The organism is Kribbella orskensis (assembly GCF_004342085.1).
In the GTDB taxonomy this organism is placed as follows: Bacteria; Actinomycetota; Actinomycetes; order Propionibacteriales; family Kribbellaceae; genus Kribbella; species Kribbella orskensis.
The window spans coordinates 204,057-229,435 of sequence record NZ_SLWM01000011.1; the positions used below are offsets into that span (position 1 = coordinate 204,057).

At 69.3% G+C, this 25,379-nt stretch carries 28 protein-coding genes; 14 read left to right on the forward strand and 14 right to left on the reverse strand.

The features are described 5' to 3' along the window. A complete protein-coding gene (locus EV644_RS27010) occupies positions 1 to 480 on the forward strand; it encodes a P-loop nucleotide/nucleoside kinase family protein (RefSeq protein WP_241998794.1) in 480 nt (159 codons plus the stop codon). Positions 481 to 546: 66 nt separating this feature from the next. Here EV644_RS27010 and rpmB read toward each other — a convergent pair whose 3' ends face one another. From rpmB to EV644_RS27025, 3 genes are all read right to left on the reverse strand, one after another. After that, the gene (gene rpmB, locus EV644_RS27015) at positions 547 to 768 is read right to left on the reverse strand and encodes a 50S ribosomal protein L28 (protein ID WP_132191415.1); all 222 of its coding nucleotides are present in this window, start codon (positions 766 to 768) and stop codon (positions 547 to 549) included. 80 nt (positions 769 to 848) lie between these two features. Continuing rightward, positions 849 to 2,837 carry an aldo/keto reductase gene (locus EV644_RS27020; RefSeq protein ID WP_132191414.1) on the reverse strand — a complete coding sequence of 663 codons (1,989 nt, stop codon included), beginning with the start codon at positions 2,835 to 2,837 and terminating at the stop codon, positions 849 to 851. 31 nt (positions 2,838 to 2,868) lie between these two features. Further along, entirely contained in the window at positions 2,869 to 3,552 is a 684-nt protein-coding gene (locus EV644_RS27025) for a carbohydrate ABC transporter permease (protein WP_241998792.1), read from the reverse strand. A 234-nt stretch (positions 3,553 to 3,786) separates the two neighbouring features. On the opposite strand from EV644_RS27025, the gene EV644_RS27030 reads away from it, so the two are divergent. The 3 genes from EV644_RS27030 to EV644_RS27040 all read left to right on the forward strand — a co-directional run bounded on the left by EV644_RS27030 (position 3,787) and on the right by EV644_RS27040 (position 5,228). After that, the gene (locus tag EV644_RS27030; RefSeq protein ID WP_132191413.1) at positions 3,787 to 4,401 is read left to right on the forward strand and encodes an HAD-IA family hydrolase; all 615 of its coding nucleotides are present in this window, start codon (positions 3,787 to 3,789) and stop codon (positions 4,399 to 4,401) included. Between the two features lie 229 nt (positions 4,402 to 4,630). Beyond that, positions 4,631 to 4,981, forward strand: coding sequence for a GxGYxYP domain-containing protein (locus EV644_RS27035; protein WP_132191412.1), 351 nt, complete (start codon positions 4,631 to 4,633; stop codon positions 4,979 to 4,981). A 13-nt stretch (positions 4,982 to 4,994) separates the two neighbouring features. Then, positions 4,995 to 5,228 carry a hypothetical protein gene (locus EV644_RS27040; protein ID WP_132191411.1) on the forward strand — a complete coding sequence of 78 codons (234 nt, stop codon included), beginning with the start codon at positions 4,995 to 4,997 and terminating at the stop codon, positions 5,226 to 5,228. A gap of 60 nt (positions 5,229 to 5,288) precedes the next feature. Here EV644_RS27040 and EV644_RS27045 read toward each other — a convergent pair whose 3' ends face one another. After that, positions 5,289 to 6,473 (reverse strand): MFS transporter, encoded by a 1,185-nt coding sequence (locus tag EV644_RS27045; RefSeq protein WP_132191410.1) that lies wholly within the window; start codon positions 6,471 to 6,473, stop codon positions 5,289 to 5,291. Next, positions 6,470 to 7,099 carry an HAD-IA family hydrolase gene (locus EV644_RS27050; protein WP_132191409.1) on the reverse strand — a complete coding sequence of 210 codons (630 nt, stop codon included), beginning with the start codon at positions 7,097 to 7,099 and terminating at the stop codon, positions 6,470 to 6,472. Before EV644_RS27050 ends, EV644_RS27045 begins: the two co-directional genes overlap by 4 nt. 48 nt (positions 7,100 to 7,147) lie before the next feature. Here EV644_RS27050 and EV644_RS27055 point away from each other — a divergent pair, with 48 nt between their 5' ends. Then, positions 7,148 to 8,359 carry an ROK family transcriptional regulator gene (locus EV644_RS27055; protein ID WP_132191408.1) on the forward strand — a complete coding sequence of 404 codons (1,212 nt, stop codon included), beginning with the start codon at positions 7,148 to 7,150 and terminating at the stop codon, positions 8,357 to 8,359. Here EV644_RS27055 and EV644_RS27060 read toward each other — a convergent pair. The 3 genes from EV644_RS27060 to EV644_RS27070 all read right to left on the reverse strand — a co-directional run bounded on the left by EV644_RS27060 (position 8,342) and on the right by EV644_RS27070 (position 10,999). After that, the gene (locus tag EV644_RS27060; protein ID WP_241998790.1) at positions 8,342 to 9,121 is read right to left on the reverse strand and encodes a DinB family protein; all 780 of its coding nucleotides are present in this window, start codon (positions 9,119 to 9,121) and stop codon (positions 8,342 to 8,344) included. The genes EV644_RS27055 and EV644_RS27060 overlap by 18 nt on opposite strands. After that, positions 9,118 to 9,933 (reverse strand): bifunctional hydroxymethylpyrimidine kinase/phosphomethylpyrimidine kinase, encoded by an 816-nt coding sequence (thiD, locus tag EV644_RS27065; protein ID WP_132191407.1) that lies wholly within the window; start codon positions 9,931 to 9,933, stop codon positions 9,118 to 9,120. The genes EV644_RS27060 and thiD overlap by 4 nt, the downstream gene beginning before the upstream one ends. Before the next feature lie 103 nt (positions 9,934 to 10,036). Continuing rightward, positions 10,037 to 10,999: a thiamine-phosphate kinase gene (locus tag EV644_RS27070; protein WP_132191406.1), complete on the reverse strand. Its 963-nt coding sequence runs from the start codon at positions 10,997 to 10,999 to the stop codon at positions 10,037 to 10,039. 127 nt (positions 11,000 to 11,126) lie between these two features. Here EV644_RS27070 and EV644_RS27075 point away from each other — a divergent pair, with 127 nt between their 5' ends. From EV644_RS27075 to EV644_RS27090, 4 genes are all read left to right on the forward strand, one after another. Next, positions 11,127 to 11,363, forward strand: a complete 237-nt coding sequence (locus EV644_RS27075) for an Lrp/AsnC family transcriptional regulator (protein ID WP_026163142.1) — start codon at positions 11,127 to 11,129, stop codon at positions 11,361 to 11,363. Beyond that, positions 11,342 to 11,863, forward strand: coding sequence for a DUF3515 domain-containing protein (locus EV644_RS27080; protein WP_241998789.1), 522 nt, complete (start codon positions 11,342 to 11,344; stop codon positions 11,861 to 11,863). The genes EV644_RS27075 and EV644_RS27080 overlap by 22 nt, the downstream gene beginning before the upstream one ends. A 151-nt stretch (positions 11,864 to 12,014) precedes the next feature. Next, a complete protein-coding gene (locus EV644_RS27085; RefSeq protein ID WP_132191405.1) occupies positions 12,015 to 12,431 on the forward strand; it encodes a YciI family protein in 417 nt (138 codons plus the stop codon). Between the two features lie 21 nt (positions 12,432 to 12,452). Then, complete coding sequence (locus EV644_RS27090) at positions 12,453 to 13,676, forward strand: RNA polymerase sigma factor (RefSeq protein ID WP_132191404.1); 1,224 nt, start codon at positions 12,453 to 12,455, stop codon at positions 13,674 to 13,676. Between the two features lie 43 nt (positions 13,677 to 13,719). Here EV644_RS27090 and EV644_RS27095 read toward each other — a convergent pair whose 3' ends face one another. Then, positions 13,720 to 14,853 carry a D-alanine--D-alanine ligase family protein gene (locus EV644_RS27095; RefSeq protein WP_132191403.1) on the reverse strand — a complete coding sequence of 378 codons (1,134 nt, stop codon included), beginning with the start codon at positions 14,851 to 14,853 and terminating at the stop codon, positions 13,720 to 13,722. Between the two features lie 199 nt (positions 14,854 to 15,052). Between EV644_RS27095 and EV644_RS27100 the strand changes: the two genes are divergently transcribed. Both EV644_RS27100 and EV644_RS27105 read left to right on the forward strand, forming a co-directional pair. Continuing rightward, positions 15,053 to 15,649, forward strand: a complete 597-nt coding sequence (locus EV644_RS27100) for a TetR/AcrR family transcriptional regulator (protein ID WP_132191402.1) — start codon at positions 15,053 to 15,055, stop codon at positions 15,647 to 15,649. A 23-nt stretch (positions 15,650 to 15,672) separates the two neighbouring features. Beyond that, positions 15,673 to 16,767 (forward strand): trans-sulfuration enzyme family protein, encoded by a 1,095-nt coding sequence (locus EV644_RS27105; protein WP_132191401.1) that lies wholly within the window; start codon positions 15,673 to 15,675, stop codon positions 16,765 to 16,767. 78 nt (positions 16,768 to 16,845) lie between these two features. On the opposite strand, the gene EV644_RS27110 is transcribed toward EV644_RS27105, so the two are convergent. Both EV644_RS27110 and EV644_RS27115 read right to left on the reverse strand, forming a co-directional pair. After that, on the reverse strand, positions 16,846 to 18,039 hold the full coding sequence (locus EV644_RS27110; protein WP_132191400.1) for an MFS transporter: 1,194 nt from the start codon (positions 18,037 to 18,039) through the stop codon (positions 16,846 to 16,848). Then, positions 18,036 to 18,926, reverse strand: a complete 891-nt coding sequence (locus tag EV644_RS27115; RefSeq protein ID WP_132191399.1) for a DeoR/GlpR family DNA-binding transcription regulator — start codon at positions 18,924 to 18,926, stop codon at positions 18,036 to 18,038. The genes EV644_RS27110 and EV644_RS27115 overlap by 4 nt, the downstream gene beginning before the upstream one ends. A gap of 95 nt (positions 18,927 to 19,021) precedes the next feature. Between EV644_RS27115 and EV644_RS27120 the strand changes: the two genes are divergently transcribed. Beyond that, positions 19,022 to 20,179 carry an MFS transporter gene (locus EV644_RS27120; protein WP_132191398.1) on the forward strand — a complete coding sequence of 386 codons (1,158 nt, stop codon included), beginning with the start codon at positions 19,022 to 19,024 and terminating at the stop codon, positions 20,177 to 20,179. Positions 20,180 to 20,221: 42 nt separating this feature from the next. On the opposite strand, the gene EV644_RS27125 is transcribed toward EV644_RS27120, so the two are convergent. After that, a complete protein-coding gene (locus tag EV644_RS27125) occupies positions 20,222 to 21,046 on the reverse strand; it encodes an SMP-30/gluconolactonase/LRE family protein (RefSeq protein ID WP_132191397.1) in 825 nt (274 codons plus the stop codon). A gap of 134 nt (positions 21,047 to 21,180) precedes the next feature. Between EV644_RS27125 and EV644_RS27130 the strand changes: the two genes are divergently transcribed. Beyond that, positions 21,181 to 21,789: a GyrI-like domain-containing protein gene (locus EV644_RS27130; protein WP_132191396.1), complete on the forward strand. Its 609-nt coding sequence runs from the start codon at positions 21,181 to 21,183 to the stop codon at positions 21,787 to 21,789. 251 nt (positions 21,790 to 22,040) lie between these two features. Here the strand turns inward: EV644_RS27130 and EV644_RS27135 are convergent, their stop codons facing one another. Both EV644_RS27135 and EV644_RS27140 read right to left on the reverse strand, forming a co-directional pair. Further along, a complete protein-coding gene (locus EV644_RS27135) occupies positions 22,041 to 23,048 on the reverse strand; it encodes a sugar phosphate isomerase/epimerase family protein (RefSeq protein WP_132191395.1) in 1,008 nt (335 codons plus the stop codon). 17 nt (positions 23,049 to 23,065) lie between these two features. Next, the gene (locus EV644_RS27140) at positions 23,066 to 24,160 is read right to left on the reverse strand and encodes a Gfo/Idh/MocA family protein (RefSeq protein ID WP_132191394.1); all 1,095 of its coding nucleotides are present in this window, start codon (positions 24,158 to 24,160) and stop codon (positions 23,066 to 23,068) included. Between the two features lie 69 nt (positions 24,161 to 24,229). Here EV644_RS27140 and EV644_RS27145 point away from each other — a divergent pair, with 69 nt between their 5' ends. Next, positions 24,230 to 25,378 carry an ROK family transcriptional regulator gene (locus EV644_RS27145; RefSeq protein ID WP_241998787.1) on the forward strand — a complete coding sequence of 383 codons (1,149 nt, stop codon included), beginning with the start codon at positions 24,230 to 24,232 and terminating at the stop codon, positions 25,376 to 25,378. The last annotated feature ends 1 nt before the right edge of the window (position 25,379 follow it).

A 25,379-nucleotide genomic window follows, 5' to 3' on the forward strand; every position in this document is an offset into this window, starting at 1 on the left:
ATGACCCTGCTCATCGGGTTGCCGGGAGCAGGCAAGACCACGCTGGCCAAACGGCTGGAGGCCGAGCGCCCGGCGCTTCGGTTGACTCCGGACGAGTGGATGGGTCGGTTGTTCGGCGTCAGCGAGCAGGAGGGAAAGCGGTGGGTGCTCGAATCGGAACTCCTGTGGGGCGTGGCGACTCGCGCGCTGACGCTGGGAGTGGACGTGGTCCTCGACTACGGCTGCTGGAGCGAGGAGGAGCGCGAGTTGTTCCGCACCCAAGCCCAGAGCCTGGGCGCACGGGCCGAACTAGTGGTGCTGCTGCCTCCGATGGAGGTCTTGTGGGAGCGCCTGAACGCCCGCAACGCGGCCGCGCCTAGCGGGGTCTTCACCATCACCCGCATCGAGCTCGCGTCGTACGACGAACTGTTCCAGCGGCCGGGGCCGGACGAGCTGGCACGCTACGACCATCACCTCGTCATGCCCCGGGAACACCAGTAGGCGCCCGGGATATCCCGGGCGCCTAGGGGCCCTACACGGAGGACGGCCTGCTGGAGGCCGGAAGTTCTAGCCGACGACGCGCTGAACCTTGCCCGCCTTGATGCAGGACGTGCAGACCTTCAGCTTGGTGGGCGTGCCCTTGATGATGGCCCGGATCGGCTGAATGTTGGGGTTGAAACGACGCGGCGTACGCGCCTTGACCCGACGGATCATCGCGCCCTTACCCAGCCGCGCAACACTGTTGCCGAACGTCGGCTGCTTGCCGCAAACATCGCACTTCTTAGACATGATTCTCCGTGTTTAGGGTCGAGACACCGACAAACCATGTTACACAGCGGTCAGCGGCGCGACCAATTCGGTCCCAACGCTCAGTCGAGCGCTGTTAGCCAGGCCACATCCTCGTCGGTCAGCTCGACCGACAGCCCCGGCAGCGAGGTCCTGGTCTCGCTGATCTGCCGTGGCCCGATCAGCGGGAACACCGGGTACGGCTGGTGCAGCAACCAGGCCAGCGCGATCGCCGTCGGCTCCACCCCGCGAGCCTCCGCGAGGACCCGCGCGCGGCGGAGTCGCTCGAAGTTCTCGTCGGAGTAGAAGCAGCGGACCAGTTCCTCGTCCGACCGGTCCTCCGGCTTCGCCCGCCCGGTGAAGAACCCGCGCGCCTGGCTCGACCAAGGGAACAGTGCGACCTGCCGTTCGCGCAACCACGCCTGCGACTGGTCGTCGCTGACATGCCTGCAGCCCGCCCAGGGTACGTCGTACGCGAGTGCCAGGCTGAGGTGGTTGCTCAGCAGGGTCAACGGCTGCTTGCCGTTCGCCGCCGCGTAGGCGTTGGCCTCGTCGAACCGCGCGGTCGACCAGTTCGACCCGCCGTACGCCTTGATCCGGCCGGCCCGGAAGTGCTCGTCCATCACGTCGACGAACTCGCCGACCGGAACCTCCTCGTTGTCCCGGTGCATCAGGTAGAGGTCGACGTGGTCGGTCTGCAACCGCTCGAGGCTCTCCCCCAGCTGCCGGGTGATCGACTCCGGGTCGCAGTGCGGCGTGTGCGCACCCTTGCCGATGACAACGACCTCGTCACGGTTGCCCCGCGACCTGATCCACTGGCCGAGCAGCTTCTCACCGCGGCCACGGCCGTAGATGTACGCCGTGTCGAAGGTGGTCCCGCCGCGCTCGACGAAGTCGTCGAACATGGTCGCGGCGTGCGTCAGGGTCTCCTGGTTGTCCACGCCCATCACCAGCCGCGACACCTGCTTGTCCAGGCCCGCCACCTGCCCGTACTTCATCGGCGCGTCCGCCCGCCGGGTCAGCGGCCGGCCCGTCAAGGTCGGGACGATCGCGTCGTCGCGCTCACTCGCGTACTGCTGGCCGATCAGCTTGCGCCATTCGTCCTGAACCGCGAGGTTCCCCAGCGTGTCGGCCCAGGACATCTCCGGGGCCTGACGCTGCTCGATCGCGGCCGCGACGGCGTCCGCCTCGGCCGCGTAGATGTAGGCCGGCTCCGCGGAGATGTCCCGCGACTGCTCCCCCACCTTGTGCACGGTGACGTGGGTCGGCTTGCCGTCGCCGCCGAACCACGGGTCCTCGATCACCAGGTAGCCCTCGCTGCCGAGGACGCGGACCCGGTTCTCGTCACCGAGCCGGACGCCGGTGCTGACCTGGGCGGTCAGCCCGCTGTCGAAGAAGAGCGTTGCCACCGACCACTCGTCGACGCCGGTCTCCCCGACCTGACCGACCGCGGTCACCGCCGCCGGATCGGCGTACGGCGCTCCGACGGCCGCGCCGGCGATCAGGCGCGCCATCGAGACCGGGTAGCCGCCGACGTCGAGGATGCCGCCGCCGGCCAGCTCGTCGGCGAAGATGCGGCTCTCCGGGCGGAACGAGGACTGGAAGGCGAAGGACGCCTGGATCTGGTGCACGGTGCCGATCGCGCCGTCGCGGACCAGCTGGGCGATCAGCTTGGTCTGCGGCAGGCAGCGGTACATGTACGCCTCCATCAGGAAGACGTCGTTGCGCACCGCGGCCTCGATCATCGCCGCGGCCAGCGAGCGGTTGATCGCGAGCGGCTTCTCGCACAGCACGTGCTTGCCGGCCTCGGCCGTCTTGATCGCCCACTCCACGTGCAACGGGTGCGGAGTGGCGATGTAGACGGCGTCCACCGTGGGGTCGTCCAGGAGTTCCTGGTACGACCCGTGGCGGTTCGGAATGGCGTAACGGCCGCCGAACTCGTTTGCCGAGTCCGTACTGCGGCTGCCGACTGCGGCGAGCTCGCCGGTCGTCGACGAAGGGAGCTGGCTGGCGAACCTGGAGGCGATGTTTCCGGTCCCCAGGATTCCCCAGCGAAGCTTGGTGTCAGGCACAGAGGTTCCCCTCGGAAGTTTGCGGTCAGGGTCAGAACTTCATCGCGCCGGCGGCGATGTCGGCGATGAAGTGGCGACCGCCGATGATGAAGACACCGATCAAGGGGATCACGCTCATCAGCGCTCCCGCCATCACCATGCTGTAGTCGGTGCCGTACACACCGTTCAGCTGCTGCAGGGCGACCTGCAGGGTGAGCCTGTTCGGATCCGTCATCACGATCAACGGCCACAGATAGTCGTTCCAGACATTGAGGAAGGTGAAGATGCCCAGGAACGCCAGCCCGGGTCGCAGTACGGGCAGTCCGACGGTGAGGTACTGCCGGAAGAAGCCCGCGCCGTCGACCTTGGCTGCGGAGATGAGTTCGTCGGGGATCGCGCCCTTGGCGTACTGGCGCATCCAGAAGATGCCGAACGCGTTGGCCGCGCCCGGGATGATGAGGGCCTTCAGCGAGCCGATCCAGCCGAACTCCGCCAGCGTCACGAACTGCGGCACCAGCGCCAGCTGGGACGGGATCATGAAGGTCGCCAGCAGCAGCCCGAAGAGCAGGTTGCGGCCCGGGAACTCGTACTTCGCGAACGCGAAGGCTGCCAGCGAGTCGAAGAACAGCACCAGCACAGTGACCCCGACCGAGGCGGCCAGGGTGATCAGCATCGCGCCGAAGAGGTCGATGTTGTCCAGCACCTTCGCGTCGCATCCGGGAGGGGCATTTTCCATGTTCATTTTCGCGAGAGATTGTCCACAAATGTTCAGACATCGCTAGGTAAGCGCATACCAACTGAACCGGTCAAGGGCTCAACCGGGGCCGCCGCGTCTGTTCCCGGTCACCACAGCGCGGGCGTGCCGGTCTACCGACTCCTGCCGGGTACGCCGCTTCCCCGGCTCTCCTCCCGAGCGGTCCCGGACGGTCCCGGACGGTCCGGGTGAGCGGCCGGCTGAAAGGATGGCGACATGACGATCGATGCCGTGCTCTTCGACGCCGACGGCGTCATCCAGCGCCCGACAGTGGACTGGCGCGCCGCCTTGTCCGGCTTCGTTTCCCCCGGGGACGCAGAGGAGTTCGTGCTCGATCTGATGACGTCGGAACGTCCGTCGCTCGTCGGCAAGGGCGACTTCCGGGACGCGGTCGCCGAGGTGCTGGGGCGCTGGCACTCCGAAGTACCGGTCGAGGCCGTGCTCGACCTGTGGCGCCGGTTCGAGGCGGAGCCGGTGGTTGTCGACCTGATCCAGCAGTTGCGGGCGAACGGGATCGGGTGCCACCTGGCCACCAACCAGCAGGCCTACCGACGGACGATCATGCACGACGAGCGGCACTACGGCGACTGGTTCGACCAGACCTTCTACTCCTGCGACCTGGGCCTGGCCAAGCCGGACCCGGCGTACTTCCGGACTATCCTGCAGGCCATCGATCGGCCGGCCACGTCGGTGCTGTTCATCGACGACAACGTAGCCAATGTGGACGGCGCACGGAGGGTCGGACTACACGCGGAGGTCTACGACCTGGCCGAGGGCACGGACGCGTTGCGCTCCCTGCTGATCCGCTACGGACTGCCGCTTTCCGCCTGATCCCCGCCTTTCGCGACGGCTGAATCTGGCCGATCTCGGCCTGCTCCGGGCTGAGGTCTTGTCGGCGGAACCTCCCTGTGGCATCGTCTCGGCCCCGTTGACAACGTGGGACAGCAACGGGTGGTCAGCCGTGGGAGGCACTGCATGTCCGGACTCCGTTTCACCCGTCGGCACGCCGTCGGCCTCGGTGCCCGCAGCCGTCGGTGCACTGGGCCTCAACTCCGCCAGCATGAACTCCACCGCCGCCGCTGCCTCCGCGAGCGCGGCCGCCGGTGGCTACCCGAAGGGCAGCCGGCCGCTAGTCCTGAACGTCCTGCAGGAGAGCTCACTGAGCCCGGCCGAACTGACGCTCGCGACCACCCTGCAGGGACAGCTCGCCCGGACCGGCAGCGAGGGCCTGTACCTCGACATCCCGTCGCTCGGGTATCGCCTGTGGCTCGACGACCTGGCCGACCGGTACGGCGTACGCGTCCGTCCGGGTGACCTGTGGAAAACCCTCGAGCGGTCGCGGGTGCCGGATACGTTCTCTTTCGACAGGGCACCTCGTCGGTCAATGTGGCCACGACCCTCGCGGGGCTGACGGGTCGCGCACGATGCTCTGGGACGGCCTGCCCGGCGCGGACGAGGCGAGCGTCATCGCGGAGTTGAACTCGGCGACCCGCGACCCGCACTCGACCGCCGGCTACTCGGTCGTCCTCTGGCACGCCTGGAGCAAGTCCCTCGACAACGTGATGACCGTCGTCGACGGCCGGGCCCCGCACGTGAAGGTGATTCCACCCGACACCCTCGTCAAGATGGTCAGCCTCCACGCGAAGCCTGAGGCCTGACGCACAAGCGGCTGGGGCGGATGGCGCCAGGCGTGACCACCTCTGCTGCGTCGCGTGGTGTCAGGGCTGACTCGCGACCGGCTGGGTTGGGCGGTGGATCAGTAGGAGGATCGCTAGGAGTGGGAGAGGGATCAGGAAGGCGGTTCTGAGATCGAGGATGCCGGCGAGGGCTGCCAGAGCGGCGGGGGCCAGGATCGCGGTGCCTGAGGCGAAGGCGCTGAGCGAGGCGAGATGGGCTGGGCTGACTCCAGGGATGGAGATCAGGTCGGCGAGCACGATCGGGTAGAGCGTCGCCACCCCGAGCCCGGCAAACGCGAGTCCGACTGTCACCATCACGGGCGAGTCGAATGCCGTGACGAGGACAGTGCCGGCGGCCGCGAGGACACCGCCGGGCAACAGCGCCGAACCCCGGCCGAGCTTCACGGGCCCGCTCATTCGGCGGAGGTTCACCGGGCCGATCGTCCGGCCGACTGCCATGCCGATGGGGAACGCGCTGGCGAGCAGGGCAGCCGTGCCAGCGGGTACGTCGGTCGCGAGTAGCCGCGCTACCGCCCAGATGACGAAGCAGAACTCGACCGACACCGCCAGCACCACGCGCGACCAGCCCCGGAAGACCGTGCCCCAAGGCGCTCCATCACCAGGCGACTCAGCAACCACCTGTACCGCGCGAGGCGCTACCCGCGATCGGGTCAACGGCAGCACGAGCAACAGCGGCAAGATCGCCAGAAGCATGGCGAGGCGACCCGTTGGGCCGAGCGAGTCGAGCGCCCCGATCACCAGCGGCGCGAAGATTCCCGTAGTACTGGAGACTGCGTTGGCTCGGGCGATCCGGACAGCGGCACGTGGTCCGCTCAGCAGCAACGGCACGACGAGCAGCATCAACGCGCCACCCAGGCCGACCAGCAACCCGCCAGCGAGCGCGACCGCGAGTCCTTGAGCTACCGCCAGCAGCAAGGCACCAACCGCACAGACGATCGCGCCGACGCGAAGTACGAGCATCCGCGCGTCGGTCCGCAACGCCATCGGCCCGATCAAGGCGACGATCAGCAGCCCCACCGCGAACGCGGACGACAACCACGCAAGCCGATCAGTCGCCTCCCCCAGATCCCTGGCCAACAAGGCCACACAGGCCCCGAGCCCAGCGATAGCGAACCCCAGCCCCGCCAACGCCAGCCCACCCAGGACGTCCCCCGCCCTCTCCCCCGCCGCCAGTTCCTGGTCAGGGGACTTGGATGGAGCGGTCATTCCGAGGGTTCGCGCGGATCGAGCAGTCCGGCCAACTGATGCAGATCAGCGAGCCGTACGTCACCGTCGAGGCCCTTCAACGCCGCCGTCTGAGCACCGGCAGCGCGGGCGGCTTGAAGGCCTACCTCTGCGTCTTCCACCACCAGGCAGTACTGCGGGTCGACCTCGAGGAGTTCCGCGGCCCGGAGGTAGCCCTCGGGGTCGGGTTTGCCTCGGCTGATGTCCTCGATCGTCACGAGCACCGGCGGGTCGATGCCCGCTGCGCACAGGCGTACCTTCGCCAGCCGGTGATCCGCGCTCGTCACCACGGCCCACGGCAGCCCCAGCCGCTCGATCGTCGCGAGCACCTCTGCAGCCCCGGGAGCCGCCGCGACGCCGGCGAGGTCGTCGTACTGGAGTTCCAACTGGCGCGCCGCCGCGACTGCCCGGGAGGTCTCGTCGAGGATCGGGACCATCTTGTCGACGGTGGACTCGGCCGGGGCGCCGTGAGCGATGGCGAGCACGTCCGCGGGGTTCACACCGTACTCGGCCGACCAGGTGGTCCAGGCGCGCTCGACCGACTCGTCCGAGGTGACGAGCGTGCCGTCCATGTCGAACAACACGGCGCGCATTTCCCGAAGCTCCATCGACTCCTCCATTAAACTCGTTCTCCGAGCATAAGGTAGAAGGGTGCTATGAACGCAAGAGGGAGCGCGTCGCCAGTTCGCCATGACCGCCCTGACCGCCGCGGTTCTCGCCGGGGCCAGTGGCAGACTGCCGCGGACGTACTCGGCCAGGTCGCCCGCCAGCCGGGCATCACCCGCGCTGCCGTGGCTCGTGAGCTGCGGCTGAGCACCAGTTCGGCGACGGAAGTCACTGCGCGACTCAGGGAACTGGAACTGCTCACCGAGAAGCCGGCCCCGAGTCAGGGGCGCGGACGACCGACGACCGTGCTGCAGCCGCACCCGCGCGGCCCGCTGGTCCTAGCCCTCGATCTACGGCAGGGCAACTGGCGCAGCGCAGTGGTGTCACTCGATGGCGTATTGCACGACCAGCAGTCCAAGCGCCATCGCAGCCGCCGCGCCCAGTCGGTGCTTGCCACCCTTCAGCAGACCGTGGTGAGCACCCAGGAGCAGTACGGCGACCGCTTGCTCGCCGTCACGTTGGCTGTGGCCGGCACTGTGCGGGAGGACCAGCTCATGCAAGCTCCCACGCTCGGCTGGGGACAGGTCGATCTGAGCCCGGTCACGGCCGGCACTGGCCTCCCGCTGCTCACGGGGAACGACGCAACGCTCAGTGGAGTAGCCGAGGCGCGTACGGGTGCCGCTGCGGGCGCACGGACCGCGCTGCATCTCATCGTCGAGGTAGGCCTCGGCGGGACGCTCATCCTCGACGGGATCCCGGCCAGCGGCGCTACCGGTGCTGGCGGCGAGTACGGGCACATCCCGTTCGGGGATCGCGCCCGGCGGTGTCCGTGTGGAGCCCGTGGCTGCTGGGACCTCGAGATCGACGGTCGGGCGCTCGCTGTGCATCTCGGCGAGCCTGAACCCGACCAGCCCTACGCCTATGCGGAGGCGGTGCTGCGGAGACTGCCGGACGAGGCAGCGACGCGCGCGGTGGGCAAGGTCGCCGACGCACTCGGCTTCGGGATCGCCGGGCTGGTGAATGCTCACGACCCCGACGTGGTCACGCTCGGCGGTCTGGCGATCCCGCTCCGGGCCGCGGCCTCAGACGTCTTCGACCGGGCATACTCCGACGGGCTGATGACGTTCCACCGCCGTGTGCCGCCGCCTGTGCTCGACTCGGCTCACTCCGACGACGGAGCCCTCCGCGGCGCCGCCGCCATCGGCCTGGACCACATCACCACCGAAGACGCCCTGGCCGCCTGGTCAGATGCCCGTAGCTGAACTCCCACCCGTACTGCGTCCCGCCAGCCCCTCGGCGTCATCCGAAACCCTGCCCGGCGGGACAAACCCCAGGTCGTCATCCGCAGCACCAGAAGCTCCGGCGAGCCCGGCACTGTCGTCCGCAGTACCGGCCGGCTCGGCGAGCGCCTCGGTGGCGTCCGCAGTACCGGCTTCTGCTTCTGCGGGCTGGGCCGGTTTGGGGGCCGGGATGATCGGGGGTTCGAGCTCGGCGAGGATGTTGATGATGTCCTGGCGGTGGTGCTGGATCTCGTGGGCGGTGTGCCGGATGATCCAGCCGAGCGACCGCGGTGCCCGGACCGGGTAGTTGTAGAGGCCGAGCTTGCCCAGTTGCGGCGGTGTCAGCACCCGCGCCGCCGCGCCGAACTCGCGGGCGAACCGCATCAGCGCGGCCGCCACCTCCATCGGGTCCTGATCCTCGTACTTCGCCTGCTTGACCCGGCCGGTCCGGTCCATCGGCGCGTACACCGGCCGGTCCTCGGCGAGGCACTGCGCGATCCGGAACCGCTGCACCTCGAGCACGTCGCGGACATGGCAGGCGTACTCGATCGCGGACCAGACCTCCGGCTCGGGCCGGATCCGGACCACGTCGGCGTCGGGCCCGGCGGCCGCCTTGGTCAGCGCCATGCTGCACTCCGCCGACTGCCGGACAAGCGTCGTCACCGTGCCCTGCAGGTCACCCGTGTCGTAGTTGAACCCGCACTCGTCACACAGTCCGTCCACCGGGGGGCGGCGCTTGTTCACCTGTCACTCCTGGTTCGAAACTGCCACGCGTGATCCACCGGACCGATGCCACCGCCGAGCGCGAACCCCGCGGCGACCGCCCCGCTGATGTACTCCTTGGCCGCGCCGACAGCCGCCGGTACGTCGTACCCGCGGGCCAGGTACGACGCGATCGCACTGGCCAGGGTGCATCCCGTGCCGTGCGTGTGCCGATTGTCCGCGCGCGGCGCCCTGAACTCTTCCCGTACTCCGGGGCCGTGCAGCACGTCCACCGCCTCCGCGCCCGAGTCGTGGCCACCCTTCACCAGTACCCAGGAGGCACCGGCGTCGAGCAGGATCTTCGCGGCGAGCTCGCGGTCCCCGACGCTGCGGAGTTCGACACCGGCGACTGGGCCCAGCTCGGTCAGGTTCGGCGTCAGCACGGTCGCCAAGGGCACGATCTCCGCGCGGATGGCCTCCATGGCGTCGGCTGCGAGCAGCGCGTCGCCGTGCTTCGACACCGAGACCGGGTCGACCACCACGGGCACGCCGTCGGGCAAGGTGCGCAGGAGCGAAGCCACCACTCGCACCATCGAGGCCGAGGCGAGCATGCCGGTCTTCACGGCGTCGACCCCGATGTCGTCGACCACGCTGCGGAACTGGGCCCGCACCTGCTCCTCGGGCAACTCCCAGGCGCCCTGCACTCCGAGACTGTTCTGCGCGGTGATGGCAGTCAGCACACTCATGCCGTGCACCCCGTTGGCCAGCATCGACTTCAGGTCGGCCTGGATCCCCGCTCCGCCGCCCGAGTCGGACCCGGCGACGGTGAGAACCCTGGGCGGTGCGCTGGTCATGACAACTCCTGGCAGCCTGCGATACGGACGATGCCCCCAGTCTGCCGCCTGCCCCCGGCGGCCGCCGACAGCACCCTGCGCGCGGGGTGCGTGGTGGGCATGGTCAGTTCCTGAAGTGGGCGTGGCCGGTGGTGCTGGTGTAGGGCTGGCCGTCCACCGTGACGGTGCCGGGCGGGCGTTCTTCGTTGCCTTCGGCAACTGAGCCGATGACGGTCCAGCCCTCCGGGACGTCGGCCGGCTCGAAGGTGCCGACCAGGGCGTGGTCGTCTCCCCCGCTCAGCACGAACGCCAGCGCGTCGGCACCCGTGGCCGCTGCGACCGCCTGGAGCGGCTCGGCGACCGCCAGCGCCGCCGAGCGGATGTCGATCACCACCTCGCTGGCGACCGCGATGTGCCCGAGGTCGGCAACCAGCCCGTCGCTCACGTCGCACATCGACGAGGCCCCGGCGATCGCGGCGCGCGGACCTTCGGCGTACGGCGGCTGCGGGCGGCGGTGCGCCTCCACGACGGAGCGAGGCGAGCGGAACCCCCGGTTGAGCACGGTGAACCCGGCTTCCGCCCAGCCCAGTCGCCCGACCACGGCCACTTCGTCGCCTGGGCGCGCCCCGGAGCGCAGTACGGGCCGGCGGCCGTCGAGGGAACCGAAGGCGGTCACCGAGACGACGATCTTGTCGGACTGGACGGTGTCACCGCCGACGATGCTGGCGCCGAGCAGTTCGGCCTCGTCGGCGAGTCCCTGGTTGAGCTCGAGCGCCCACGCGGTCGGCAGGTCCGCGGGCGCGCCGAAGCCGACCACCAGCGCGGTCGGTCGGGCACCCATCGCGACGATGTCCGCCAGGTTCTGTGCGACCGCCTTCCGGCCCACGTCGTACGCCGACGACCAGTCCTGGCGGAAGTGCCGGCCTTCCACCAGCAGGTCGGTCGTGATCACCATCCGGCCGTCCGGCACCGCCAGCACGGCCGCGTCGTCGCCCGGTCCGACCAGGACGTCCTCGCCTTGAGGAAGGCTCTTGGTGACGGCCGCGATCAGGCCGAACTCACCGGTGCTTCCCAACGTCTCTGTCACGTCAACAGACCTCCCATATCGCCACCGGGAGTCTAGGCGGTACGGTGACCGGGCAACGAAGAGTACGCCCGGCCGCGTCGCAGTACCGCGGCCGGAGCCAGCTGAGGACGACTGAGCGGAGAACGACGTGGTGGTCCAGGCCTACATCCTGATCCAGACCGAGGTCGGCAAGGCGGCCGACGTCGCAGCGCAGATCGCCGAGGTCCAGGGCGTCACTCTGGCCGAAGACGTCACTGGTCCGTACGACGTGATCGTGCGCGCCGAGGCCCGCAACGTCGACGAGCTCGGCAAGCTGGTCGTGGCGAAGGTGCAGAACGTGCCCGGTATCACCCGCACGCTGACGTGTCCCGTCGTCCACATCTGAGTCCGATCACCGCTCCACGGCGCCGGCGCGCCCCGCGACGAGCCGCGCCGGCTCTCACCCTGTCCGTCGTTGCCACGCTCATGCTGGCCGGTTGCAGCCCCGGCCCGGTCGACATCGCCGTACCGTCGCCGGCGTCGGAGGTGGCCGAGGCCTGCGCGCCGCTGGTGCAGGCGCTGCCGGAGAAGGTGCTGGACGGCGACCGCCGCAAGACCGAGCCGCCGAGTCCGCTGACCACGGCGTACGGCGATCCGCCGATCGAGGTCACCTGCGGGGTCGCGCCGCCGGCCGGGATGGCGGAGGCGCAGTCGCAGTGCTTCGAGGTGAACGGCGTCGGCTGGTTCGCCAAGGAGGTCAGCAACGGCTTCATCTTCACTACGATCGGCCGCAAGGTCTATCTGGAGATCGCCGTCCCGGACAAGTACCAGCCCGAGGCGAACGCCCTCACTGACGTCTCGGACGCCATCAAGGCCCACAACACCCTCATCACCCCCTGCACCTGACGCCGTGCTGACGCGGCGGGCAACCGGCACAAGCCTGCCTGGGAGCGCCCGTGGAACGTGTCGTGCTGTTCTTGTCCGGTTCCGTCTGGGAGCGTCGACGTAGCTGGTGAGAGGTGCCGAGCACGGTGCCGCGACCGACTGGGAGCTACTGATGAAGTACATGATCCTGACCTACGCCTCGCAGCAGGACTACGACGGGATGGGCGGTAAGGACACCGGTAAGCCCGCCTGGACCGCGGAGGACTTCGCCGCGATGGGTGCCTTCATGGAGAAGTTCAACAACGACCTGGTCGAGTCCGGCGAACTGGTCGAGACCCGCGCCCTCGCCGCGCCCGTCCTGACCCGGCGACTCGGCTCGAAGGACGGCTCATCGGTGGTCACGGACGGCCCGTACGCCGAGACGCAGGAAGTGCTGGCCGGCTACTGGATCGTCGAGTGCGACAGCTTCGACCGCGCCACCGAGATCGCCGCCCGGCTGGGCGACACGCCCGCACCGGAGTTCGTCCGGGCCACCGCGTACGCCGACATCCGGCCGATCGTGGAAGGCCAGGAGGACCTGGTCGGCTGATCCGAGTCGTCCGGAGGAGACATGACGCCCGCGTCCGAGGATCTGCTGCGTGAACTGGCGCCGCAGGTCCTCGGCGCGCTCGTCCGGCGGTACGGGCACTTCGACACCGCCGAGGACGCCGTACAGGAAGCCCTGCTCGCCGCGACCCAGCAGTGGCCGTCGGAGGGCCGGCCGGACGATCCGCGCGCCTGGCTGATCACCGTCGCGTCCCGGCGGCTGACCGATCTGCTTCGCCGGGAACAGGCTCGGCAGCGGCGCGAGGACACGGTGGCCCAGTGGGTGTTGCCCGAGGAGTGGCTGGCGCCGAGCGCGGACAAGGCCGACTCCCCGCAGGACGACACGCTGATCCTGTTGTTCCTGTGCTGCCACCCGTCGCTGACCGCCGCGTCCCAGATCGCGCTCACGCTGCGCGCGGTCGGCGGTCTGACCACCGCCGAGATCGCCCGCGCCTTCCTGGTGCCGGAGGCGACGATGACCCGGCGGATCACCCGGGCCAAGCAGAGCGTGAAGGATGCGGGTGCCCGGTTCTCGCTGCCGCCCGACCGCGCCGAGCGCCTGGATGCCGTACTCAAGGTCATCTACCTGATCTTCAACGAGGGTTACGCCAGTACTACGGGCCCGAGCCTGCAGCGAGTCGAGTTGGCGGCCGAGGGGATCCGGCTGGCGAGGATGGTGCACAGGTTGCTGCCCGACGACAGCGAGGTGGCCGGGCTGCTGGCGCTGATGTTGCTCACGGATGCGCGGCGACCGGCTCGAACCGGTCCGGCAGGTGAGCTGATCCCGATGGCCGAGCAGGACCGGTCGTTGTGGATCCGCTCGTCGATCGACGAAGGCGTCGAACTGATCACCGAGGCGCTGCCCCGCGGACCGGTCGGGCCTTACCAGTTGCAGGCGGCGATCGCCGCGGTCCACGACGAGGCGCCGACGGCCGAGGAGACGGACTGGCCGCAGATCGTCGCCCTGTACGAGGTGCTGCTGCAGCTGTCCGACAACCCGATGGTCTCGCTGAACCACGTGGTCGCGGTGGCGATGGCTCGCGGTGCGGACACCGGGCTGGAGTTGCTCGCGCGGATCGAGGACGACGAGCGGATCGCGAAGGACCACCGGCTGCACGCCGTACGGGCCCACCTGCTGGAGATGTCAGGGGACCCGGCCGGCGCGCGTACGGCGTACGAGCTGGCGGCGAGGCTGACCACGAGTGTTCCGCAACAGCGCTACCTCAACGCCAAGGCGGCAGCCCTGTAGGTGGCGGCACGGTAGACGCTGGCTGGTGGTCAGCCCCGGTTCGTCAGCGGAGGCCGGTGGCCCTCGTCATGGCGAGGGTCAGGAGGCGGTCGACCAGGGCCGGGTAGTCGACGCCGGTCGCGGCCCAGAGGCGCGGGAACATGCTGGTCGGGGTGAACCCGGGCATGGTGTTGATCTCGTTGATGACGAGGCGCTGGTCCTCGTCGAGGAAGAAGTCGACCCGGGCCAGGCCTTCGCCCTCGATCGCGTCGAACGCGGTCAGCGCCTTCGCGCGGACCTCCGCCGCGATGTGCTCCGGCAGGTCGGCCGGCACCGAGAGCGCGGTGTACTCCTCGCCCTCGGGCAGGTACTTGGCCTCGAAGTCGTAGAAGTCGTGGCCGCCGCCGGAGACCGAGATCTCGCCACAGACGCTGACCTCGGCCGGGCCGCCGTCCAGCCCGCCGAGCACGCCGACCTCGATCTCGCGCGGGTTCTTCGCGCTCGCCTCGACGATCACCTTCGGGTCGTGGGCCCGCGCCTCGGCGATGGCGTCGTCGAGCTCGACCAGGCTGTTCACCTTGCTGATGCCCAGGCTGGATCCGCCGCGGGCCGGCTTCACGAACACCGGGTAGCCGAGCCTGTCGACCGCCTCGCGACTGGCCTGCGGGTCGCGGGTCCAGTCGCGGTCGCGGATCACGACGTACGGAGTGACCTCGAGCCCGGCCGCCTCGAAGACGACCTTCATGTAGTGCTTGTCCATCCCGACCGCGCTCGCCAGCACGCCGGAGCCGACGTACCGGATGTCCGACATCTCGAGCAGGCCCTGCAGCGTGCCGTCCTCACCCCACGGGCCGTGCAGCAGCGGGAACACGACGTCCACCTCGCCCAGGGTGCCCGGCACCTCGCCCGGCTCGTTGACGACGAGCTCGCGGTCCCGGCCGAACAGCACCGGCAGCGCGGTCACATCCACCTCGGGCAGCTTGCCGTCGGTGATAGACAGTCGCTCCGGGTCGCCGCTCTCCAGCACCCAGTGGCCGCTGGTGGTGATGCCCACCGGTACGACGTCGTACTTGTCCCGGTCGATCACCTGGAGCACGTTGGCCGCGGTGGCGCAGGAGATGGCATGTTCGCTCGACCGGCCGCCGAAAACCACGGCGACGCGGGGCTTGCTTTTTTCTTCCCTCGAGAACTCACTCACCGGCTCGACGATAGCGTCACTTCAGTCCGGCTTTGACCAGGGTTCAGTTAAGACCTCTTCAGATCTCTGTCGGTAACACACCCGTTCCCGACGCTGAGCTCGGTGCTGACCTCGTTTGAAATCAACCTTCGGCGCGTCGGGTGCCGTGTACGCTGCCCGCACGCAGGACCAGTCGGCGCAGTGGCATTGGGGTAGGGGCATGGGGCTTCGCGAGCTCAAGCGGGAACGGACCCGGCGGCTGATCTCGGACAAGGCGTTCGAGTTGTTCACCGATCACGGGTTCGGCCGGACGACGGTCGAGCAGATCGCCGCGGCCGCCGAGGTCGGACCGAGCACGCTGTACCGGTACTTCCCGACCAAGGAGCGGTTGGTCCTGGAATTCGTCGAGGACAGCTTGTTCGGCGCGCTGGCCTGGTTCCGGGAGCAGCCGGCCGACACCAACCTGCCGGACGCGCTGCAGAGCGTGATCGAGCGGGTGCTCGACCAGATGGAGAGCAACCCGGACCGGGTCCGGACCGTGTACGACCTGGCCGGGCGGACGCCGTCGCTGAGCGCGCACCTGGCCGAGGTGATCTGGCGCTGGCGGAACGAGCTCACGGTCGAGCTGGCCGGGCGGCTCGTCGGGGACTCGGCTCAGTTCACCGCGGCACTCGCGGCCGGGACCACGATGAACATCATCGAGATCGTCGTGCAGATCTGGGTGGACAACCCCGACGGCACCCAGGTGAAGGACCTCGCCCACGAGGCGATGGGGCTGCTCCGCGGCGGCGGCATCCCCCTCCCGACCTCGCAGTAGCGGGCGCTTGGGAGAATCGCGGCATGGATCCCTCCACTGTCGTCGTGCATGCCGGCCGTCCGGCCCGCGTGCCGGACGCTCCGCTCGGTGAATCCCCCGTCTTCAGCTCGACCTACATCGCGGGCGGAGACCGCGGCTACGGACGTTTCGACAACGACGCCTGGGCAGCGCTCGAGACGACCCTCGGTGAGCTCGAAGGCGGCCGCGGCCTGACCTTCGCGTCCGGGATGGCTGCCGCTGCCGCCCTGTTCGATCTCGTACCGGTCGGCGGCCGCGTGGTCGCACCCCAGCACGCGTACAGCGGAGTACTGGGTCTGCTCGACCAGCAAGCGTCGACCGGGCGGCTGAAGGTGGAGCGGGTCGACGTCGCGGACACCGCGGCAGTCTCGGCGGCGGTCGTCGGCGCCGACATGTTGTGGATCGAGTCGCCCACCAACCCCGCCGTGGAGGTAGCCGACGTACCGACGCTTTCCGCAGCCGGTCGGGCCGCAGGCGCCCTGGTGATCGTCGACAACACCTTCGCAACGCCGTTGCTGCAGCAGCCCCTGAAACTCGGCGCGGACGTCGTGATGCACTCGGCGACCAAGTTCATCGCGGGACACTCGGACGTGGTGCTCGGAGCCATCGTCACGGCTGACGACAACCTGTGGACCACGCTCGAAGCCCGGCGCCGGAGCCTGGGCGCGATTCCGGGACCGATGGAGGCCTGGCTCGCGCTGCGCGGTCTGCGGACGCTGGCGCTACGGCTCGAGCGAGCGCAGTCCAACGCCGCCTTCTTGGCCGAACGACTGCTCGCACACCCGCGCGTGAGCCGCGTCCGCTACCCCGGCCTGCCGGACGACCCGGGCCACGAGCGGGCGGCGGCACAGATGTCCGGCTTCGGCGCGATCCTGGCCATCGAACTCGGCGGCGACGCTGAGGGCGCCCAGCGAGTCTGTGAGAGCACCGCGCTCTGGGTCCACGCGACCAGCCTCGGCGGCGTCGAGTCGATGCTGGAGCGCCGCCGCCGCTGGCCGGCCGAAGTACCGACCATCCCCGAGGACCTGATCCGCCTCTCCGTCGGCATCGAGCATCCGGACGACCTCTGGTCGGACCTCGAGCAAGCACTCAAAGCCTGATGGACCAGACCTGGTGCCGACCGTTCGAGCCGGCCTGGGAGAGGCGGGGATCCTCGGGTCGGCGTCTGGTGCGGATGCCTATCGGTTGGCGGGTTCGCTCGGCTGACGTGAACGCGACCTGAGCACTGGTGCTGCGATGACGGTCAGAACGCAGAGGATGACCGGCAGCGCGAAGGCGACGTTGAGCGGCACCCAATGGGTGAGGCCGCCGATCAAGGCCGGTCCCGCGAGCAGCCCGACGTACCCGAGGCCGACGACCTTGGCCATCAGCGCACCCGACGCCTTGGTGTCCAGGTTGCCTGCCGCGGTGAAGAGTTGCGGCACCCCGCCGGAGAGCCCGAGACCGAAGAGCGCCCAGCCGACGAGTGCGACCGGCACCCACGGGATCACGATGACCGTGGTCAGGCCGATCGCGGCCAGCGCGGCTCCGTAGCGAACGATCGCCGCCGGGCCAATCACCGCCGCCACCCGGTCCGTGGCGAACCGCCCGACGGTCATCGCCACCGCGAACGCGCCGTACGCGTAGGCCGCAGTACTGGTCGAGGTGCCGAGGACATCCCTGAATTGCAAGGCTGCCCAGTCGTTGGCGACTCCTTCGGCGAGCATCAGGCCGAAGGCCAGGCCGCCGAGTTGCCAGACCAGCTTCTTCGACGGAGGTGCGGTCGGCGCTGGTGCGTCCGCTGTCTCGTCCTCGACGGGAGGGTCCGCCTCGATCAGGTAGCGGCTCATGTAGAGCGAAACCGCGATGCACAGGGCGCCGCAGGCGCTCAGGGAGACGGCGGTCGGGACTCCAGCCTTCAAGGTCGCGGCGCCGATCAGTGCCGCGAACGCGCCGCCGATCGACCACATCGCGTGGAAGGCCGCCATGATCGGTCGTGGGTAGGCGCGTTCGACGACCACCGCGTGCGAGTTCATGCCGACGTCGAGGGAGCCGTTGCCGAAGCCGAACACGAACAACGCGAGGCCGAGCGTCCACCAGTTCTGGGCGAGTCCCGGACCGAACAGCGAGAGGCCGAGGAGTACGCCGGCCGCGGGGACGAGACGACGTTGGCCGACGCGGTCCGCGAGAGGTCCGGCGACCTGCATGCCGAGGAACGCCGCGCCGCCCAGGATCAGCAGCAGGAGCCCCAGCGTGCTGTGGGAGATCCCGGTCGCACGTTCGACGTTCGGGATGTGCACCACCCACATGCCGACGGCGAAGCCGTTGAGGCCGAAGTACGTCCAGGTCGCGACGCGCGCGGCCCGCGGCGGCGTGGCGATGTCGATGCTCAAGAGCTGCCTTCCAGTGCCGGTCGCGCCACAACCGGCTGATCGGTGCGGGGCTGGTCGGTGGCCGACTGGTCGATGGCTGGCTGGTCGATGGCTGGCTGGTCGGCGGCTGGCTGGTCGGCGGCTGGCTGGTCGGCGACCTGGATCAGTACTCCGCGCCGCGCGAGGACGGCGCGCGCGTCTTCGGGAGCGGTCGAGTCGGTGATGATCAGATCGGGCCGGTCGGCCGCGCAGATGTACGCGAGCGCGGCCCGGTCCCACTTGGCACCGTCTGCCAGCACGATCGCCCGGGTGGAGACGGCGAGCGCCTGCTGCTTCACCTCAGCATCGCCCAGGTCGAACGCGGTCATCCCAGCCTCGATGCTCAACGCACACGGGCTCAGTACGGCGACGTCGAACCGCAGCGCACGCAACGACGCCAACGTCAGCGGACCGACCATCGCCAATTCCCCCGGCCTCGGTTCACCGCCCGGCATCAGAAGCCGGACTCCGGGAGCGTCGACGAGTTCTTGCGCGACATGCAGCGACAGTGGCATCACCGTCACTGTGCGGTTGCGCAGTAGCCGGGCGACCTCCAGGGCGGTCGTGCCGCTGTCCAGCACGATCGTGTCGCCGTCCCGGATGCGCTCGGCGGCAGCCTTCGCGATCGCCTGCTTCGGCCCGAGCGCGGCCGTCGCGCGCGCTGCGAACGGCGGCTCGATCCCGGTCGGCATCGCCGGAACCGCGCCACCGTGGACGCGCTTCAGCACGCCCTGGGCGGCGAGGTAGTCGAGGTCGCGGCGAATGGTCATGTCCGAGGCGCCCGTCGCCGTCACCAGCTCGGCCACGCCGACCCGGGGTACGGCCTTTAATCGCTCGACGATGACCCGCTGCCGTTCCGTACTCTTCACTGTGGAAAGTTAACATCTCGATGATCGTTCAAACAAAGACGATGTTTGAATGGTGGACTGCCGTGGGCAACCGGACGTGTTGAGGGGTTGGATTCGTGGTCGACGAGGTGCGACGGTCGCGGTACGCCGTGGGTGCCGTGTTCTGTGTGCACGGGGCGGTGACGGGGTCGTTCGCGACCCGGGTGCCGTGGATCCAGGATCACGCCTCGGCGAGTCCGGGCCAGCTCGGTCTCGCGCTCGCGTTCCCCGCGATCGGGGCGTCGCTCGCGATGCCGCTGGCCGCACGGATCAGCCACCGCTTCGGCAGCCGGAACGCGCTGCGGGGGCTGATCTCGCTCTGGACGATGTCCCTGATCCTGCCGTCGTTCGCCCCGAACCTGCCGCTGTTGTGTGCCGCGTTGTTCGTCTATGGCGCCGCTGCCGGGATGGCCGATGTCGCGATGAACGCGCTCGGCGTCGAGATCGAGCGGCGGATGGAGAGGTCGATCATGTCCGGGCTGCACGGGCTGTGGAGCGTGGGCGCCCTGATTGGCTCGGGCCTCGGCACTATCGCCGCGCATCTCGACGTCAGTGCCCAGGCGCACCACGTGGTCGCGGCCGTCGTGCTCACCGTGGTCGGTGTCAGCGCCTGTCACTACGTGCTCGATCTGCACCCGGCCGACGACGTGGAGGCGCCGCCACGGTTCGCGCTGCCGCCGAAGTCGGCGTGGCTGATCGGCGCCGTCGGCTTCTGCGCGGTCTTCGCCGAGGGCGCGAGCCTGGACTGGTCAGCGGTATATCTCCAGGACGTGCTCACCACCTCGGCCGGCGTCGCCGCCGCCGCGACCACCGGCTTCGCGCTGACGATGGCCGTCGCCCGGATCGCCGGCGACGCCGTGGTGGATCGGTGGGGAGCCGTTCGCACTGTTCGGGTGAGCGGGGTCGTTGCCGCCCTCGGCGGATCGATGGTGGTGCTTGCCCAGCACCCGCTGGTCGCGATGATGGGCTTCGGCCTGCTCGGTCTCGGCGTCGCCGTCGTCGTACCCCTCGCCTTCGCCGCCGCAGGCCACGCCGGCCCCAACCCGAGCCAGGCGATCGCCGGCGTCGCCACCGTCACCTATACCTCGGGCCTGATCGCCCCCTCCGTCGTCGGCGGCATAGCCCAAGCCACCAGCCTCACCATCTCCTTCATGCTCGTCACCCTCCTCACCTGCGGCATAGCAGTCCTTGCCCCGGTACTGCGCCCGCGAACCCAGGTGGCCCCACCGAGCTGACCTGACCTTTGCGCCAGGGTTGGCCGGGCGGCAGGTGGTCGGCTACGGGTGGCCGGCGTGGGGAGTTTGGACCTGGGTGGTGAGGAGTTGGCCGGTGCGGTCGGTGAGGCGCATGTTCTCGAAGCCGTTCCACTGGGCGGCGAGCATGAACAGGGTGTCGCCGTCAGGTCCCCCGAGCATGCAGGAGAAGGCGCCACGATCCAGGTCGACCGTCTGGAGCACCTCACCTCCTTCGCTGACTCGCACACAACGCTGGTTCGGCACATCGGCGTACCAGACGGCTCCTCCGGCATCGAGGCAGATCCCGTCCGGATGCCCGTCCCCGAGGTCGGCCCAGACCCGCCGATTCGACAACCCGCCGTCGGGTCCGATGTCGAACGCGGTCAACCGGCACGCGAACGACTCCGCGACGATCAGCGTCGCCCCGTCCGCCGTCACCGCCATCCCGTTCCCGAACTCGATGCCATCAGCAACCTCCCGGGCGGATCCGTCCGGCGTGACCACAGCGATCACGCCGGGCTTGCCGAAGTCGAGGCCGCCGCCGTTCAGATAGGTGTTGCCGCGCGGGTCGACCACGATCTCGTTGAACAGGTCGGCGATCCCGCTCAGGTCGGCCGCCGTACCGAGTGCCCCGTCATCCTCCTGCCGCAGCAATCTCGAACCCGCGATCACCAGCAACGTCCCGTCAGGCGACCACTCGATCGAGAAGGGGATGGTGTCCGGCGGCACGGCCGCCATCACCTCACGCCCACCGTCGAGACCGACAGCGAGCACTTCGCCAGTCCCCCAGTTCGCCAGCCACAACCGCCCTTCGTGCCAGCGCGCCGACTCCCCGTACCCCAAACCGTCCACCAGAACCTGCGACATCGCCGTACTCCTCAGCTAGGGATCCCTTCACCCTTGGTACGAATCCGCCGTCCGCCTTTCGACATCACCCTCGGCCTGCGCGGAGGCCCGAGGGTTGCAGTTGACACTGTGTGAAGCCGGAGAGTGAAGGGGTCATGATGAACATCGGAGAATTCGCTCGCCTCGGTGGGATGCTGCGTCTCCGCCGGGCCGAGCTCGAGCGTCAGGTCCGCCACGACCGCCACATCCTGGACCGGGTGACCGCGAGACTCCGACTGATCGAGCAGGAGAACCACGTGAACGCCCAGATCACCACCAAGCAGACCGACACCCTCACCATCGTCGGCCTCACGGCCACCGCCCCGGACGCCAGCCGCCAAAGCACCGGCGCCGTCGTCCAGTCCCTGTTCGGCCAAATCATCGACCATATGGAAGCCGCCGGCGCCGACCGAACCACCCCGATCAGCCACTACGTCCCCGACCCCGACACCCCAGAGGTCCACATCACCGCTGGCTACGCCGTCCCGAACGGCTCCGTCCCCGGCCTGGAACCTCACACGCTCCCATCCACCCAAGTAGCCTCAACCATCCACCAGGGCCCCATGGCGACCATCTCCACCGCCTACCAAGCCTTGGCAACCTGGGCCACCGCCAACAACCACCAGCACCCTCTAACCTCGCCCACCTGGCGAGAGCACTACCTAGAAGCCACCGGCCCCGACAACTCCCCCTGGCTAGTAGAACTCCATCTAGAACTCCCCTAAGCGCTCGGCGGGATGGTCTGGGGCTGTAGGCAACCTGTCGGCTGGCTCCGTCACCGCGCACCCATCGGCACGCTCCCCCGCACCACAGCTCACAGGTTCTCGGCGAGCACCCGTCCACTGCAGCCACCTGCTCCAACCCGCGCGCCGGCACGCTTACCTCACCAGCTTCCAGACCAGCCCGGGATCGCTGGAAATGACGAACTCGTCCGTTCCGGCTGGAGGCCGTGGCGGACGAGTTCGTGGTGTGGGGGCTACTTGTCGGTGGCGAAGGCGGCGTCGAAGGAGGCTTCTGGTTTGTCGAAGGCTAGTTTGCGGATGACGTCTACTGCTTCGGCGGCGCCGACCTTGCGTTCCATGCCGGCGTCTTCCCACTCGACTGAGATCGGGCCCGTGTAGCCGATCGCGTTCAGGACGCGGAAGCAGTCCTCCCAGTTCACGTCACCGTGGCCGGTCGAGTAGAAGTCCCAGCCTCGGCGCGGGTCGCCCCACGGCAGGTGGGAGCCGAGCCGGCCGTTGCGGCCGCCGCCGACCCGCATCCGGGTGTCCTTGCAGTCGACGTGGTAGATCCGGTCCTTGAAGTCCCACAGGAACGCGACCGGGTCGATGTCCTGCCAGACCATGTGGCTCGGGTCCCAGTTCAGCCCGAACGCCTCGCGGTGACCGATCGCCTCGAGGGTGAGCGTCGTGGTCCAGTAGTCGTACGCGATCTCCGACGGGTGCACCTCGTGCGCGAACCGCACGCCGACCTCGTCGAACACGTCGAGGATCGGGTTCCACCGGTCGGCGAAGTCCTGGTACCCCGCCTCGATCCGCTCGGCCGGCACCGGCGGGAACATCGCGACGTACTGCCAGATCGAGGAGCCGGTGAAGCCGATCACCGTGTCGACCCCGAGCTTGGCCGCGGCGCGGGCGGTGTTCTTCAGGTCCTCGGCCGCGCGCTTCCGGACCCCCTCGGCGTCGCCGTCGCCCCAGACCCGGGACGGCACGATCGCCTGGTGCCGGAAGTCGATCGGGTTGTCGCAGACCGCCTGGCCGACCAGGTGGTTCGAGATCGCGAAGACCTGCAGGCCGTGCCGCTCGAGGATCTCCTTGCGGCCGGCGATGTAGGTGTCGTCGTCGATGGCCTGCTGGACGTCGAAGTGGTCGCCCGAGCAGGCGATCTCGACACCGTCGTAGCCCCAGGAGGACGCCAGGCTGCAGACCTCTTCGAACGGCAGGTCGGCCCACTGGCCGGTGAACAGGGTGATCGGGCGTGGCATGCGCAGACTCCTAGGGTTCAGTTCTCGACAGTGGTCCAGGCACCATCCGCTGCGGCGGACCGCAGGACGGCGTCTACGAGCTGGGCAGAGCGGGCACCTGCGGCGAAGTCCGGCAGTCCGTCCGGGTGGTCGCCGTCCAGCGCGGCCGCATAGGTATCGGCGACGAACGAGTCGAACGCGTCCTGGTATCCCTGGGCGTGCCCGGCGGGCAGCCGGTTCACCCGGGCGGCAGGTGGGCTCAACGTCTCGGGGTCGCGCGTCAGCAGCAGGCTCGCCGCGCGCCGGCCGACCCAGAGGCGGTCCGGGTCCTCCTGGTCGAAGCCGAAGCTCGACTCTGTCCCGGAGACCTCCAGATACAGGCGGTTCTTACGCCCGGCGGCGACCTGGCTCACGACCACCGTGCCGACGACGCCGGCCGCAGTACGGAACTGGGCGGTGGCCAGATCCTCGGTCCGTACCTCGACGCCGCCGCGGATCGAACGCACGATGCGGGTCTGCGCGCTGACGTCGGCGATCCGGTCACCGGTGACGAACTCGGTCAGGTCGCACCAGTGCGAGCCGATGTCCGCGAAGGTCCGGGACGGTCCCCCGGCCACGTCGTCGACGCGCCAGTTCTGGTCGTTCTCACCCGCGAGCCAATCCTGCAGGTAACTGCCGTGCAGGCTCGTGATCCGGCCGGCCTCGCCCTCCGCGATTCTGGTCCGCAACTCGCGGACCATCGGGTGGTACCGGTAGACGAACGGCACCGTCGCCACCCGCCCCGCTTCCTGAGCGGCCGCGTGCAACCCGATCGCGTCCTTGGCGGAGGTCGCCAGCGGCTTCTCGCAGATGACGTGCTTGCCCGCTTCGAGCGCCTGCAAGGTCACCGGCAGATGCGTGTTGTTCGGAGTACAGACGTGGACCAGGTCGACGTCCGCGGCGAGCAGCTCCTCCAGGGTGGCGAAACCGCGCTCGGCGCCGGTCGCGTCCGCGGCGGCTTCCGCACGGTCCGGACTCGAGCCGACGGCGCCGACGACCTGCGCGCCGGCGACCAGGGCAGACCGGCCGTGCACGCGGCCCATGAAGCCGCCACCGACGATCCCGACTCTGAGCTTGCGCGCTGTGGTGGACATGCCCGGGACGCTATGCCACACTTCCGATTCCTGTCAAACAAAAGTCCAGCACCGATCGGCGGAAGTTTCGTGGCAGAAAATCTCAGTACTACGGCCGCGGACGCGGGCCCTGTACTGCGTCTGCTCCTCGACGGCCGTCCGCGGACGCGGACCGAGTTGATGGACCTCACCGGGCTGGCCAGATCGACGGTCACCGGGCGGCTGGAAACTCTTGTCGCCATGGAGTTCGTCCAGCCGTACGGCGAGGCGGCGTCGACCGGCGGACGGCCACCGGCGCGGTTCAGGTTCAACCCGGCCGCGAGGTTGGTACTCGCCGCGGACGTCGGCGCGACCCACCTGTCGGTCGCGCTCGCCGACCTGACCGGGCAGATCCTCGACAGCATCACGGTCCGGCAGAACATCGCCGACGGGCCGGAGATCGTGCTCGGGGCGATCGCCGAGCACGGCCGCTCACTGCTCGCCGCGAGCGGCAGCACAACGGCGAAACTGGCCGGCACGGGAGTCGGACTCCCTGGCCCGGTCGAGCATCTGACCGGACGCCCCAACCACCCACCGATCATGCCGGGCTGGGACTCGTACGACGTCGTCGGTCATCTGTCGGCGGAGTTCCCCGGGCCGGTGCTGGTCGACAACGACGTGAACATGATGGCGCTCGGCGAGCACGCCACGCAGTACTCCGAGGTCGAGCATCTGCTCTTCGTCAAAGTTGCCACGGGCATCGGTGCCGGGGTGATCAGCGGCGGCCGGCTGCATCGTGGCGCACAAGGCGCGGCGGGCGACATCGGGCACATCCAGGCGCCTGGTCACACCGAACTGTGCCGCTGCGGAAACACGGGCTGCCTGGAGGCGGTCGCGTCGGCCGCGGCAATCGCAGCCAACCTACGAGCCGACGGACTGAAGGCGCGGACCAGCCAGGACGTGGTCGACCTGGTCCGCGCCGGCAACACCACCGCGACCCAGGCGGTCCGCCAGGCCGGCCGCGAGATCGGCTCGGTCCTCGCGGCCTGCGTGAGTCTGCTGAACCCCTCCGTCATCGTCATCGGAGGTTCCCTCTCCCAGGCCGGCGACAGCCTCCTGGCCGGCATCCGCGAAGCGATCTATGCCAGATCCTTGCCCCTGGCCACAACCGAGCTCCAGGTGGTCGCCTCCCGCACAGGTCAGCAGGCCGCGGTCCGGGGTGCCGCCACCATGGTCCTCCACCACACCCTGGGCCTCTGAG

Excerpts from the sequence above, each read along its gene's own strand:
- EV644_RS27045 (WP_132191410.1), bottom strand. The coding sequence starts at position 6,473 with ATGACCGCTCCATCCAAGTCCCCTGACCAGGAACTGGCGGCGGGGGAG.
- EV644_RS27025 (WP_241998792.1), bottom strand. The coding sequence starts at position 3,552 with ATGGAAAATGCCCCTCCCGGATGCGACGCGAAGGTGCTGGACAACATC.
- EV644_RS27140 (WP_132191394.1), bottom strand. The coding sequence starts at position 24,160 with ATGTCCACCACAGCGCGCAAGCTCAGAGTCGGGATCGTCGGTGGCGGC.
- EV644_RS27135 (WP_132191395.1), bottom strand. The coding sequence starts at position 23,048 with ATGCCACGCCCGATCACCCTGTTCACCGGCCAGTGGGCCGACCTGCCG.
- EV644_RS27055 (WP_132191408.1), top strand. The coding sequence starts at position 7,148 with ATGAACGCAAGAGGGAGCGCGTCGCCAGTTCGCCATGACCGCCCTGAC.
- EV644_RS27085 (WP_132191405.1), top strand. The coding sequence starts at position 12,015 with ATGAAGTACATGATCCTGACCTACGCCTCGCAGCAGGACTACGACGGG.
- rpmB (WP_132191415.1), bottom strand. The coding sequence starts at position 768 with ATGTCTAAGAAGTGCGATGTTTGCGGCAAGCAGCCGACGTTCGGCAAC.
- EV644_RS27050 (WP_132191409.1), bottom strand. The coding sequence starts at position 7,099 with ATGGAGCTTCGGGAAATGCGCGCCGTGTTGTTCGACATGGACGGCACG.
- EV644_RS27130 (WP_132191396.1), top strand. The coding sequence starts at position 21,181 with ATGATGAACATCGGAGAATTCGCTCGCCTCGGTGGGATGCTGCGTCTC.
- thiD (WP_132191407.1), bottom strand. The coding sequence starts at position 9,933 with ATGACCAGCGCACCGCCCAGGGTTCTCACCGTCGCCGGGTCCGACTCG.
- EV644_RS27090 (WP_132191404.1), top strand. The coding sequence starts at position 12,453 with ATGACGCCCGCGTCCGAGGATCTGCTGCGTGAACTGGCGCCGCAGGTC.
- EV644_RS27040 (WP_132191411.1), top strand. The coding sequence starts at position 4,995 with ATGCTCTGGGACGGCCTGCCCGGCGCGGACGAGGCGAGCGTCATCGCG.
- EV644_RS27100 (WP_132191402.1), top strand. The coding sequence starts at position 15,053 with ATGGGGCTTCGCGAGCTCAAGCGGGAACGGACCCGGCGGCTGATCTCG.
- EV644_RS27035 (WP_132191412.1), top strand. The coding sequence starts at position 4,631 with ATGAACTCCACCGCCGCCGCTGCCTCCGCGAGCGCGGCCGCCGGTGGC.
- EV644_RS27010 (WP_241998794.1), top strand. The coding sequence starts at position 1 with ATGACCCTGCTCATCGGGTTGCCGGGAGCAGGCAAGACCACGCTGGCC.
- EV644_RS27105 (WP_132191401.1), top strand. The coding sequence starts at position 15,673 with ATGGATCCCTCCACTGTCGTCGTGCATGCCGGCCGTCCGGCCCGCGTG.
- EV644_RS27125 (WP_132191397.1), bottom strand. The coding sequence starts at position 21,046 with ATGTCGCAGGTTCTGGTGGACGGTTTGGGGTACGGGGAGTCGGCGCGC.
- EV644_RS27030 (WP_132191413.1), top strand. The coding sequence starts at position 3,787 with ATGACGATCGATGCCGTGCTCTTCGACGCCGACGGCGTCATCCAGCGC.